At 70.3% G+C, this 11,683-nt stretch carries 17 protein-coding genes and 1 pseudogene; 3 read left to right on the plus strand and 15 right to left on the minus strand.

The features are described 5' to 3' along the window. Window positions 1-5 precede the first annotated feature (5 nt). The 3 genes from AC07DO_RS10085 (at window position 6) to AC07DO_RS10095 (ending at window position 2,855) form a co-directional block, all read left to right on the plus strand. On the plus strand, window positions 6-1,265 hold the full coding sequence (locus tag AC07DO_RS10085) for an MFS transporter (RefSeq protein WP_479058286.1): 1,260 nt from the start codon (window positions 6-8) through the stop codon (window positions 1,263-1,265). Window positions 1,266-1,280: 15 nt separating this feature from the next. Next, on the plus strand, window positions 1,281-1,733 hold the full coding sequence (locus AC07DO_RS10090) for a cupin domain-containing protein (protein WP_471417885.1): 453 nt from the start codon (window positions 1,281-1,283) through the stop codon (window positions 1,731-1,733). A 387-nt stretch (window positions 1,734-2,120) separates the two neighbouring features. Then, window positions 2,121-2,855 (plus strand): maleylpyruvate isomerase family mycothiol-dependent enzyme, encoded by a 735-nt coding sequence (locus AC07DO_RS10095; protein ID WP_479058288.1) that lies wholly within the window; start codon window positions 2,121-2,123, stop codon window positions 2,853-2,855. A gap of 70 nt (window positions 2,856-2,925) precedes the next feature. On the opposite strand, the gene AC07DO_RS10100 is transcribed toward AC07DO_RS10095, so the two are convergent. The 15 genes and pseudogenes from AC07DO_RS10100 to AC07DO_RS10170 form a co-directional block, all read right to left on the minus strand. Beyond that, on the minus strand, window positions 2,926-3,348 hold the full coding sequence (locus tag AC07DO_RS10100; protein WP_479058290.1) for a MarR family winged helix-turn-helix transcriptional regulator: 423 nt from the start codon (window positions 3,346-3,348) through the stop codon (window positions 2,926-2,928). Between the two features lie 69 nt (window positions 3,349-3,417). Then, window positions 3,418-4,671 carry a hypothetical protein gene (locus AC07DO_RS10105; protein WP_479058291.1) on the minus strand — a complete coding sequence of 418 codons (1,254 nt, stop codon included), beginning with the start codon at window positions 4,669-4,671 and terminating at the stop codon, window positions 3,418-3,420. A gap of 257 nt (window positions 4,672-4,928) precedes the next feature. Then, window positions 4,929-5,048: pseudogene (locus AC07DO_RS10110) on the minus strand (LuxR C-terminal-related transcriptional regulator); the annotation flags it as partial. A gap of 121 nt (window positions 5,049-5,169) precedes the next feature. After that, complete coding sequence (locus AC07DO_RS10115; protein WP_479058292.1) at window positions 5,170-5,370, minus strand: hypothetical protein; 201 nt, start codon at window positions 5,368-5,370, stop codon at window positions 5,170-5,172. A gap of 4 nt (window positions 5,371-5,374) precedes the next feature. Further along, window positions 5,375-5,686, minus strand: a complete 312-nt coding sequence (locus tag AC07DO_RS10120; RefSeq protein WP_479058294.1) for a hypothetical protein — start codon at window positions 5,684-5,686, stop codon at window positions 5,375-5,377. Beyond that, entirely contained in the window at window positions 5,683-5,925 is a 243-nt protein-coding gene (locus tag AC07DO_RS10125; protein WP_479058295.1) for a DUF7848 domain-containing protein, read from the minus strand. The genes AC07DO_RS10120 and AC07DO_RS10125 overlap by 4 nt, the downstream gene beginning before the upstream one ends. Beyond that, a complete protein-coding gene (locus tag AC07DO_RS10130) occupies window positions 5,922-6,089 on the minus strand; it encodes a hypothetical protein (protein ID WP_479058297.1) in 168 nt (55 codons plus the stop codon). Before AC07DO_RS10130 ends, AC07DO_RS10125 begins: the two co-directional genes overlap by 4 nt. Then, entirely contained in the window at window positions 6,083-6,343 is a 261-nt protein-coding gene (locus AC07DO_RS10135; protein WP_479058299.1) for a hypothetical protein, read from the minus strand. Before AC07DO_RS10135 ends, AC07DO_RS10130 begins: the two co-directional genes overlap by 7 nt. Window positions 6,344-6,393: 50 nt before the next feature. Then, window positions 6,394-7,629 (minus strand): helix-turn-helix domain-containing protein, encoded by a 1,236-nt coding sequence (locus AC07DO_RS10140; RefSeq protein WP_479058300.1) that lies wholly within the window; start codon window positions 7,627-7,629, stop codon window positions 6,394-6,396. A 221-nt stretch (window positions 7,630-7,850) separates the two neighbouring features. Then, complete coding sequence (locus tag AC07DO_RS10145) at window positions 7,851-8,267, minus strand: hypothetical protein (RefSeq protein WP_479058302.1); 417 nt, start codon at window positions 8,265-8,267, stop codon at window positions 7,851-7,853. 620 nt (window positions 8,268-8,887) lie between these two features. After that, a complete protein-coding gene (locus tag AC07DO_RS10150; protein ID WP_479058304.1) occupies window positions 8,888-9,292 on the minus strand; it encodes a hypothetical protein in 405 nt (134 codons plus the stop codon). Between the two features lie 94 nt (window positions 9,293-9,386). Continuing rightward, window positions 9,387-10,274, minus strand: coding sequence for a phage major capsid protein (locus tag AC07DO_RS10155; RefSeq protein ID WP_479058305.1), 888 nt, complete (start codon window positions 10,272-10,274; stop codon window positions 9,387-9,389). Window positions 10,275-10,331: 57 nt separating this feature from the next. Then, on the minus strand, window positions 10,332-10,784 hold the full coding sequence (locus AC07DO_RS10160; protein ID WP_479058306.1) for a hypothetical protein: 453 nt from the start codon (window positions 10,782-10,784) through the stop codon (window positions 10,332-10,334). Further along, window positions 10,781-10,999 carry a hypothetical protein gene (locus AC07DO_RS10165; RefSeq protein WP_479058308.1) on the minus strand — a complete coding sequence of 73 codons (219 nt, stop codon included), beginning with the start codon at window positions 10,997-10,999 and terminating at the stop codon, window positions 10,781-10,783. Before AC07DO_RS10165 ends, AC07DO_RS10160 begins: the two co-directional genes overlap by 4 nt. Window positions 11,000-11,257: 258 nt before the next feature. After that, window positions 11,258-11,611, minus strand: a complete 354-nt coding sequence (locus tag AC07DO_RS10170; RefSeq protein WP_479058310.1) for a hypothetical protein — start codon at window positions 11,609-11,611, stop codon at window positions 11,258-11,260. Window positions 11,612-11,683 lie beyond the last annotated feature (72 nt).

Below are 11,683 nucleotides of genomic sequence, written 5' to 3' on the forward strand. Positions count from 1 at the left end.
AGCAGATGTCTGTTCTCCGGCAGCGCGTCCGGGGGTGGCACCGGTCCGTCCCCGGCGGACGGGTCGGCCTGCGGCTGTCCGTGATGGCGATGATCGACGCCGTCGGCACGGGCGCCTTCCTGGCCGTCTCCGTACCGTTCATCACGCGGTCCGTCGGGCTCTCCGTGGGCGCGTTGAGCCTCGGTCTGGCCCTGTCCGCCGCGATCGCGCTGGCCACGGCCGTGCCCATCGGCGTCCTCGCCGACCGGATCAGCCCGAAGAAGGTGCTGGTCGGCGTCAGCCTGTGGCGCTGCGGCTGCTTCGTCCTCTACCCGTTCGTCCAGAACCTGTGGCAGTTCCTGACGGTGGTGTGCCTGCTCGGCCTCGTCGACAAGGCCGCGGCGCCGATGGAACAGGCCCTGGTGGGACAGGTGACGGCGAGCGACGACCGGGTCAGGGTCGTCGCGGTGCTGCGGTCGCTGCGCAACGTCGGCTTCACCGTCGGCGCCCTGCTGGGCGGGGTCGGACTGCTGGTCGACGCCCGGGCCGGCTACGCGGTGATCCTCCTGCTCAACGCCGCCTCGTTCGCCGTACTCGCGCTCCTCGCCCACCAGTTGCCGGTACTCAGCACCCCGGCGAAGAGCCTGCGGCGCCGCTTCTCCGTCGACGCGCTGCGGGACAGGCCGTTCCTGTCGTTCACCGGGATCAACGCGGTGCTCACGATGCACATGACGCTGCTGAGCATCGGCATCCCGCTGTGGATCGTCGAGCACACGGACGTCCCGGCCGCGGTGATCTCGCCCCTGGTGGCGGTCAACACGGTGCTCGCGATGGCTCTTCAGGTGCGCGCCAGCCGCGGCACCGAGACCATCGCCGGGTCCGCGCGGGCGCTGGTGCGCGCGGGCCTCGCCCTCGCCGTCTGCTGCCTGCTCCTGATCGCGGCGCCGAAGCCGCCCGTCCTCGTGGCGGTAGGCGTGCTGCTCCTCGCCATGGTCGCGCTCACCGCGGGCGAGCTGTTCCAGTCCGCGGGCGGCTGGGGCGGTTCGTATCTGCTCGCGGTGCCCGGCCAGGAGGGCGTCTATCTGTCGGTCTTCTGGCTGGGCGTGGCCGTCCAGCAGATCGCGGCACCGGTCGTGGTCGGCCTGGTCATCACGGCGGGCACCACCGGGTGGGCGGTGCTGGCCGCACTGTTCGCCGTCTGCGGCCTCGCCGCGCCGGTCATCGGCCGGTGGGCGCAGGCCCGGACCTCCGACACCCCGCAACTCCGTCAACCCACAGGCTCGTGACCCCAGGAGGGATCAATGTCCGTTCCGCTGTACGTTCCCGCAGGTGAAGGCGAATACGTCGACATCCGGGACACGAAGAGGACGTATCTGAAACTCACCACGCCCGACTCCAACGGGGAGTTCGGCTTCTTCGAGCACCACATGGCTCCGGAGGCGAAGGGCGCGGCCCCGCACATCCACAAACAGTCCACCGAGATGTTCTACGTGGTCAAGGGCGAGATCGAGTTCACGATCGGCGACCGCAAGGTGGTCGGCGAGCCGGGCGCGTTCGCGTACGTCCCCAAGGGGGAGCCGCACGGCTTCACCAACCGGGGCACCGAGGACGCCACCCTGCTGATCATGTTCTACCCGATCTACGACCGCGAGGACTACTTCCGCGGCCTGGGCCGGCTGACGGCCAACGGGCGCGATCCCAGCATGGAGGAGCTGCGGGAACACATGGCGAAGTACGACCAGTTCATGGTCTGAGACGGATCCCGAGCCGTGGGGGGGCCGAGCCGGGTCCGGCATGAACCGGTCCCGGCCCGCCCTTTGCGGAAGCGCCACTGCCGTCAGTGGGCTCACGGGCGAGGGCGAGTTCCGGGTGGGCCGTCGGGTCGCCGGTCGTGGACTCGCGGTTGCGGTCCTCGGCCCTGACCGCGCCGTCCGCGTCGACGAGCACGGCCCCGAACGGCCAGTCACCCGCGTCCAGCGCCTCGGCTGCTACGTGCGGTGCGCGGCCACGACCGCGGCCCGACGGGCGAGGTGCTGCGGGTGCGAAGTCCACGGTCCCGGTGGCTACGGAGCGTACGCAATCGATCCCAGATCACCCAAAGGTTCCGTTTCCAGTGCACTCCATCCGACACAATCGCCCGCATGGAGATTTCCGAGCACATTCAAGTAGTCGCCGCAGAGGGCAAGTTGCTGGCCAGGGCCGCCGCGGAGGCGGGGACCGACGCCAAGGTGCCGACCTGCCCCGACTGGCAGATACGGGACCTGCTGCGGCACGCCGGGATGGTCCACCGCTGGGCCGCCGCGTTCCTCACCGAGCGGCGCACCTCCTACCGGCTCGGCGGTGAACTCCCCGACCTGGACGGCGACGCTCTCGTCGAGTGGTTCCGCGAGGGCCACGCCGCTCTCGTCGCGACGCTCGAGTCGGCCCCGCCCGACGTCGAGTGCTGGACCTTTCTGCCCGCGCCCTCGCCGCTGGCCTTCTGGGCCCGGCGGCAGGCGAACGAGACGACCGTCCACCGGGTCGACGCCGAGTCCGCGCGCGGTGGCGCCCCGTCGCCGCTGGACGTCGACTTCGCCGTGGACGGGATCGAGGAGCTGCTGTTCGGCTTCCACGCCCGCGAGAAGAGCCGGGTGCGCAGTGACGTTCCGTGCGTGCTGCGGGTGCGGGCGACGGACGAGCGGACGTGGACCGTGCGTCTCTCCGACGGGCCCCCGGTCGCCGAGCACGGCGCGACGGCGCCCGCCGACTGCGAGGTGTCGGGTCCCGCGACGCGGCTCTATCTGGCGCTCTGGAACCGGCTGCCGTTCCCCCAGGTGACCGGCGACACCGCACTGGCGGCGCTGTGGCGGGAGAGGTCCGCCATCGTCATGGGGTGACGCCACCAGCAGGTCGGCGGGGGCCGTCAGCTCGTCAGCTCGTGCGGGGCCGTCAGCTCGTGCGGAGTCGTCAGCTCGTGGAGTTGTCGAGCATCCGCGCGAGGACGGCCCGCTGCAGCGGACGCACCTCCTGGTGCAGTGCGCGCCCCTTGTCGGTGAGGGATACGCGTACGCCGCGACGGTCCTCGCTGCACATGCCGCGCTCCACGAGACCGTCCTTCTCCAACCGTCCGATGAGGCGGGAGAGCGCGCTCTGACTCAGGTGGACCTGCCCGGAGATCTCCTGCACGCGGAACGTACAGCCGCCGTCGTCCGACGATCCCTCGGCCAGCACGTCGAGGACCTCGAAGTCGCTCGCGCCCAGACCGTGCGGGTGCAGCTCCCGGTCGAGCTCGCACAGGGTGCGCGCATGCACCGCGAGGATGCCGCGCCACTGGTCCACGAGCCCCTGCTCGCGCTCTTCGAGCCCCTGCTCGGCCGTTTTCGCCGCCATAGGACGGCACGGTAGCAGAGTTCCGACCCTTTGATGCACCGTCATTAAATGCAGGCGCAATCAAAAGGGTCAGGTGCGGGGCCGGTCGGCCGAGGCCCTGATGGCTGCGATCGTGAGCGCCACGACCAGCAGCGAGGCCAGGGTCGCGATCGCCGCGGACAGGGTCGGCAGCGGCGCCGCCACCCGCTCGGGCCGCAGGACGAAGGCGAGCGACGCCGAGTCGATCCGGTCGTCCACGAGATGGGCGACGGTCAGCGCACCGGCCACCAAGGTGCCGGCCAGGGCCGCGAACGGCGATCCGCTCAGGCACAGGGCCGCGCCCGCCGCTGCGCAGGCGACGGAGACGCCGAGCGCTCCGGCGAGCCCGACGGCGGGCGCACCCGACCAGGTCAGCGGGACGTGCGCCGCCGCGCAGAGCAGGAGCAGTACGCCCGCCACGCGACGCAGCCACACCAGGGAGGTCCTGCTCCGCACCTGTGTCGCCGGGGTCCCGGGAACGCTCGGAGCGGACGCGGCGCGGGCCGGGGTGGCGGTCGTGTTCCTCGGGTCGGTGCCGGCGATGCCCCGGGAGGCGTCGGCGCCCGGGCCGCCCTCCGCCCCGGTGGCCGCGGCGCCGTCGACGGCCGCCGCGCCCGCGGCACCCGGGGCGCCACCGGCCTCCTTCTGCTCCCGCAGGCTGCCGATCAGCTGCATCAGGTCCTCGACCGACCTGGTCGTACCCGCGGCGTGCACCACCTCGGCGCCGCTGTGCGGGTCGTGCGGCGGACGGGACAGGAGGTGGACGAGTCGGCTCACCTCGGGGATGGGCCGTTCCTCGGCGGCGTGCCGGATGGCCTCGTCCATGTGGTCGGCGGGGTGCTCCGGCGGGCCGAGGAGTTCCACCAGCCGGGTGACGTCGTCGACGGAGCGGGCCACGGCCGCCAGACGGAGTACGGAGGCGGCGGTCGGCCTGCCGTCAGGTGACTGCTCCAGGAGGGTGACGAGGTCGACCACGTCGTCCAGCGGCCGCGACACCACGGCGACGCGTATGAGCTCTTCCACGGCGTCGTCCTCGGCATCGGGCGCCGCCGTCTCCGAGGGCACGCCCTCGGTGGCGTCAACGGCCCGGTCCCGCTCGGGGGGAACGCCGTCTGCGACGTCCGCCGCCCTTTCCCGTTCGGGGACGACCTCGTCGGTGGTGTGGCCTGCCGGCTGCTGCCAGGAGGCGGGCTCCACGCGGGTCGGGACGCCGAGCTGCGCGGTGCCCCAATGGACCGACGTGGACACCAGCGGATCGCCGGTCCCGGACGTTTCCCCTGCGGCGGAGAATGACTCAGCGGCCATGTCGTCTCTCCATTTCAGCGGGACACCCTCGCCCCGCACGTGAGCGTGTATCCCGTTGTATGCACGCTTCATGCGGGCCGCCACTGGAGGGGGCCTGTCGGCGGTATGCGCGGCGGCGCCCCTCACCGGAGGCACGATGCGCTCGGCGGCGCCCCTCACCAAAGGCACGATGCCCGCGGTGGCGTCACCGGCGTCGTTCTCCGGCGTGCGGCCGCCCGGCGAGGGCTCGCCGCTCCGGGCCGGCCGAATCGGGCGGATCAGCCCAGCCAGCCGGGGCGGACCAGCCCCGATTCGTACGCCATGACCACGAGTTGTGCGCGGTCCCGGGCATTCAGCTTCACCATGGTCCTGCTGACATGCGTCTTGACGCACCTAGGCTTGGACTGACGAGGATACCGGGCCTTCGGCCAGGTCAGCACGGGTACCGCCTCGCGGCCTAGCACGGCGACGCGGGGGCACCCTCGGGGGAAGAGGCTCCGGCCGCGCCGCCGCGCCGTCTCAGCGCTTGCGGACGAGCCGCCGCGTGATCTCGTCCGGGTCCGCGTCCGGCCCCCACGTCTGGAACGTCCGGCCGTTCGACAGGTTCACGACCCACCACCCGTCAGGCTCCGCGTAGAACGTCCCCAGCGGCCGACCGTTGCGCTTCGCGGAGACGACAAAGATTCCGTCCGGCTCGCGCCACAGCAGTACGTCAGCCACGGCCCTACGCGCTCCGTCGCTCGCGAGCGGGCGGCCCCTCGGGCAGCTCGGCCACCTCGGGGCGGTGCTCGCGAAGCGGCTCCCGGAAGTCCACGAACGCATCCGTCGCCACCGTCAGCAGCTCGGCAGCGTGGACGGTCAGCGGGAGGTGTCCGGGCTCCTCCCAGGAGATCCGGACACGGGGTGTCCCGGTGACGCTGTGGGTGTCCGTCGTGTGGGCCACGGTCAGCCACTCGCCCTCGTGCTGGACGCGGTGTCCGGGCAGCAGCCGAAGCGCTCGAAGACTGTTCACGAACTTCCCTGCCTTCTCGGTCACTTCGCGTCGTCCTTCTCGTCCTCACGGACCACGAACGCATCCGACCCCCGGAGCCGCCGGAACGAGCGGTGACCGGACCGGCCCGCGTGCTCCAGACACGCCACGTCCACGGGGTCCGCGTCGGGCTCCGGGCCCGTGCTCCAGCCGCACGCCTTGCACGTCGCGGAGTAGGCGGCGGGTACGTCCGGGTGCTCGGTGATTCGGTGGGCCACGAACCGCAGCACGCCCCGCACGCTCACCGCGTCCCCTCCTCGCGGTGGCGGTGGATCGGGCACGTGCAGCGCGGCCAGGCGGACGACACGGCCGGTAGTCCGGCCTTCGGGTCGGGCTTCACCTCCACCACGTCGTGAGGCTCGGTGCGCGTCCCGTCCGGCTTGATCTCGTACACGGCGATTCTCAGCACGGCCCGCCCCCGTCCGTCGTCCGGACGTGCTCGGCGTCGCGAGTGGTCACCGCGCGCAGCGCTTCGGGCGGTGCGTCCCAAGGCTCCCCGTCGCCCTCGGGCTCGACGTGGACGAGACCCTTCGCGATGTGGGCGACCTTGCCGACGCTGGACGTACGCAGGTCCACGACCAGCGCACCGGTAGGCGGGTACCGGTCCGGGTCCTCGTCGGGCTCCGGCGTGTGGAGTTGGGTCTTGCCGTGCGTCGCGTCCATCCTGCGACGCTAAGCGGAGTGGTCCCCGCCAAGGGGGACGCTCTGTCCCCCTAAGCGGCCAGTACCCCTACCTCGTCGGCGAGTTGCTGCGCGTCGGAGCGGAGCGGCCCCCGACTGTCCTTCGCGAGGTCGTACGCGAGCCCGCGCGCCGAAGGGGTGTAGCGGACCGTCTCCGGCGACGCCTCTTGCGCCCGCTTCAGCCAGTGCACCGCGCCCGCGAGATCCTTCCGTTGGCGCTGCGCGCGGGCCAGCTCCACGAGCACGCGGGAGCGGCGTTCCACGCTCGGCATGGCGGCCAGGTCGATGGACTCGGCGCGCGTCATCGCGAGCCCCGGAGTCCGGAGGTCCACGCCGACGCTCACGCCGTGGAAGTCGGTGTTCGCCCGCCCGAAGACGGTCCACGAGTGGACGTACCCGGCGGGCAGCCGGTCGGCGGTGTGGTCGGCCTCGTCCCAGTGCCGCCACGCGTCGCCCTCGCGGCCCTCACGGGCGCACGTCACGGCCGCATGAAGGTGCAGAGCCCCGAACATGCCCCGGAGGTCGTCGGAGCCGTCTTCGAGCCTTGGCCGGAGCGCGTCGGCGGCCTCGGCCACGACCTGAACGGCCTCCTCGGCGTACCCGTTCTCGCGGAGCCCGTTCCCGAACGTCCAGGCGGCCCCGGCGAGGCTCAACGGGTTGTCCGCGTCCTGCGCGGCGGTACGGCCCCGGTCCGCGATGATCCAGTACAGCTCAGCCTCGACGCTGTACGCGGTGACTTGCTGCGCCAGGTGGTAGACCTCGGCGAGAGCCGCGTACGCCTCGCGCCTTGCCGGGCCTTCGAGTTGGCGGGGGAGAACCTGCGCGTCGCGGATGAGCGCGGGCAGCAGCGCGCTTACCTCGGTGCGTTGGAAGCGGGACGCGTGCCACAGGGTCCACGCCTCGGCGACGCGCCCCTTCAGCACGTCCACAGACGTACCGAGCACCTGCGGCCCGGACTGGAACAACGAGCCGCGTACGGCGTCACGTACGCCGCTCGCGGCCGGAAGCATCAGCTTCCCGCCGGGGGCCACCGGACGCGGTGACGGGTCGCCCGTCAGAATCGACAGGTCCGATAGCTTGAGCGCGCTCGCGAGGCGGACGAGTAGCCCGTGGTTGTGGAGTTGCCGCTTCCCGATCTCGATCTTCTTCAGCCAGTCCGGGCCACGGCCACAGAGCCCCGCGAGTACAGGGCGGCTCATACCTGCCCGTTCGCGGTGGTACTTGATCCGCTCGCCGGTTGTCGCGTCCTCGGGAAGTGCGTCCGTCATGGGGTAGCTCCCTGGTGTCAAGCCCTTGTGGCCAGCGTACGGCGCGAAGCCGTCCGGCGGCAGGGGATCACGGGCCAGGCCCGGAAAACAGAACAAGGCCCCGGAGTCAACCACGTCCAACGTGGTCCGACTCCGGGGCCTTGCTCCCGAAAGGGGTCACATGACGACGACACCCCCGTGCACCGCCACGCGTTGCGTTCTGCGCCCGCTCGTTCGCGGGGTCACCAGTACAGGGACTCGCCGTTGGTGTGCTTCGCTCGCGCGGCCCTCAGCCCCTTCTCGGAAGGGCTCAGATGCCCGCGCTCAGCCGTCGTCACCTTGGCCAACTCCTCGGCCTCTGTAGGAAGTTTGAGGGCCCGCGTCAGCGCTCCGTAGGTCGTCCGGTGCGCGCGGATCTCGGCGAACAGCGGGTTCGCGACCGGTTGCCCCTTTGAGCCCGGCACAGTCGCGGGAGCGTCGGCCGCCGCGTCCTCCAAGGCGGTCAGCTCGTCCAGGGTGTCCGCTGCGCGGCGAAGCGTCGCCCACTCGCCAGGGTCCAGGCGGTGAGCCCGGCTCACGTCGTCCAGCAGCCGGAGCCCCGGCGCGCTCTCACGGCCCGTGAGGCGGCTCGGCAGAGGTTCAATGAAGCGCTCGGCCACGGTGGCGAGCCTCCTTCCAGGGGGCAGGGAAAAACGAGGGTCGGAAATCAAGCACGCTCGGGCCGGAGCGCTAACCGCTACCGGGGTCCGCGACTTCGGACCGGGGGTATCCCCCAGGTCCAGGGTCGGGGGATCGGTCAGCTTCGGCCGTTCGCGACGGACACGCCACGTCGCGGCCAGCACGTCTCACGCGTGCGTCAGCGCTCCGCGCGACGCATCGAGCAACGAACCTCACGACACGTCGTCTGAGTCGCCTCACGAGCGCGTCACGTACGCGCTGTGAAGCTCGTTGAGTGCGATCAGGTCGAGCAGGTCAGCCGCGCCGTTCGCGGGCCGCGTGTCGAGTACGGCTCGCAGTCTCACCAACTCCATAGCGTCAGCGTGGAACACGCGGCCAGCAGCCACACGGCGAGCAGCCATCGCACGAGCCACATGTCGCCAGCGGTGGCACTCGTCCGAGCAGTACCGAACCTTGCGATCCTCAGCCGAACGGCGCACCCTCAGCCGACCACAGCCGGGCCGGGCACAAGGACCGGGGGCGGGAGTTGAGAGCGGGGGGCCACCAGTCGAACCGGGGGGCTCCTCGCGAACGGGGGTGGTCTGGAGATTGCGGGGGGTTGTCACCACAGACCACCGGGGGTTCCAACGGCGGTGATGCGGGACACGGTGGTGAAGTCCCAGGCGTGCGGAGTGCGGACGGACACGACGCCGTCACAGCCCAGCGCGCGGCGTACCTCGGCCCGCTCGTCCGCTGTCAGCCCGCCGCCAACGGCCCCGCCGTCCCGGCGGTACGTGTAGTCGCCTGCCGTCTCGGAGGTAATGCCGAGGGGGTTCGCGAACATGCGGATCGCCAAGCGCAGCGCTACGGCCCGCACGGCGGGCGGAAGCTCCTCGGGGAGCCAGCCGCCAGCGGCGGCCCGCACAGATGCGAGCGCGTCCGTCAGAGCAGCCTCGGCCCGTGGCTTGTCGGCCTCGGGGATGCCGCCGGGGTACCTTGCGGCCAGGTCGGCCAGGGGCACAGTCATGAGGTTCCTTGGAGTCGAAACAGAGAACGGCCCCGGCCAGAACTCGCGGCCATCCATGCGCGAACTCCGGCTCGGGGCCGTCTTCTTGTGTGGGTCAGGCGGCAGCCTTCAGGGCGACCATGCAGGTCTCGTCCATCGCGGTCGCGCCGACGTACGTCTTCACGAGCGAAACGGTGGACTGCTGGTCCATGACGAACTGTCGAGCCGTCATCAGCGCGTACCCGTTGTAGGTCTGCGCGGCGGCGTCAGTGCCAGCCGGAGCAGACGGAGCGCGAACAGCCAGGGCCACGGCCTCGGCCGTGAACGCGACCGCGCCGCCCTTGATGAACGGCGACACGACGACCTCGAAGCCCAGCAGGCGGCCCAGCGAACCGGAGGTGATGACCTCGGAGTTACCGGCGAACGAGGCGTTCTGAAGCTCCGGCAGAGCAAGGAACGCTTCCTTCAGCTCCGGGCCGATCGCCAGTACGCGGCCAGCCTCGGGGATCTCCCGCTTCGTCATCTCGGCCGACACCTTCGCGAGTGCGGTAAGCGGAGCCTTCTTGCTGATGGTCTCCGTAGCGGCCGGAACCGACTCGTCCCCGCCCTCGGCCTTACTGCCGTTGATAGCGACATTCAGCACGCCCGCAACGGCCTTCTCGCAGTGCTTCGCGACACCGGAAGCCTGCGGCTGGAGCACCTGACGGCCATAGTCGCGGATGTCCAGATCCTCGTACTTCTGCGGGATCTTGACGGCGTTGTACGCCTCGTCAGTCAGCTTCACCGGGAACGACTGCTCGTTGATGTCGTCGTACTTGGTGCCGTTGCTGTCGAGAACCCGAGCGTCGATCACCTTCGACCGGACAACCCGAACCGAGTCGCCGACTCCGCCGATAAATCCCTTCTCGGCATCGCGGAACACCTTGTTACCCAGCACCGATTCGGCCTCCAGGAGGCCCAGGGCGGTGACAACCACCTGATCAATTTCAACCTTGTGAGCCATCGTCGGCCCTTTCATGTGCTGCGCCACGGCCTACGGCCGGGCGCGTGGAAGCTGTGGTTACTTGCCGATATTGGGGAGCGTGCGCCGAATGGAAGCGGCGAGCTTCGCCGGGTCCATCTCGCGAACTTCACGTTCGCCGCGCTGCGTCGGTCCCGCGCCGATAGTCGGCATTGCCCGCTTCTTCAGCCCGTTAGCGCTAGAAGGGGCGACGTCGAGCGCGGAGGCGAAGACATTTTGCAGCTCCTGCGCGGATGCCTCGATCTCATCGGGCGTGCTGCCCTTCAGGAACTTTCCGGCACCCGTGGGGAGTCCGGAAGACTTCGCGGCCCACGTCTTCATCATGAGAATGTCCGGGGAGTCCTCCGTGACCGTCTTCGCGGGCTCCTCATCGGCCTTGGGCTCGGGAGCCTCGGGCGTTGCCTCGGCAGGCTTCTCGTGGGCCTCAGCAGGCTTCTCGGGCTCGGTGGCGTCCGGCTTCTCCGGAGCGTCCTTCTCGGCTTCTGCGGTCACAGCTTCCCCACAACGCGAGTGATGCGCCGCGCGCCAGTCTTCGGGTCGCGCTCGGATGCCGGAACGTAGTCGGCCACGAACTCGGGGAAGAGGTCCAGGAATTCGTCACGGAGCTTCACGAAGTGCTCGGCGTTCTTGGTGTCGCGGCGGTGTGCCGTAGACGTAACGGCATAGGTCAGCGCGTCCACGAGCCGAGTGAAGAGGTCAAGGTTCATTGGTGGAGTCCTGAGAGTAGAAGGGTCGAAAGCGGCTCCGGGCGGCGTCTTGTTTCGCCAGAGGAGACAACCAAAAGATTGCCGCCCGGAGCCGTGCTATCCGTAAGCGCCGGACGTGCCGACCGCTCTACTTGCGTTATGCGCCCGGCAGTTCTTGCCTGGCAGTGGCCGGGTCCTCGCGGTGAGCCGGTGGCGAAGGGTGACAAGGTGACACCGAGACGCTGAATCTGGTTTGCCCTAGGGGGCTCTTATGTTCTTTCAGATATGCAAAATTTTCGTCACCTCGTCACCCCTAGAGAGAGGCTGGCCGCTCTTCGCGATGGGGCCGCGAGGTTGCTCGCAGGGGTCGGGAAGGCGGAGCGACACCGCGAACTCATGACGTCCCCGAACGCGCCGCACACGTACGCCTTCGCGGGCCTCCAGGGCGGCATAGAGCGCGTTCCTGCCCCAGCGGGGAGGGTGGCCTTCGGCCTCCGCGAGCGCCTTGTAAGTGCGCCACACCTCGGCCCGGTCTCGGCCGTTCAGGTAGTTCAACATGACGAGGCGGGAGAACCGTCCGGTGGCAGTTCCGGACGCGAACGCCTCGAAGTGGTGGCAGTTCGGCGTGACCATGGTGATGCTTTCCTTGGGGGCTTGGTGGCAGTTTCGGGGGGGGGCGGGAGTCTGTCTAGGTGGCAGTTCCCA

Source organism: Streptomyces sp. NPDC045678, assembly GCF_056432085.1.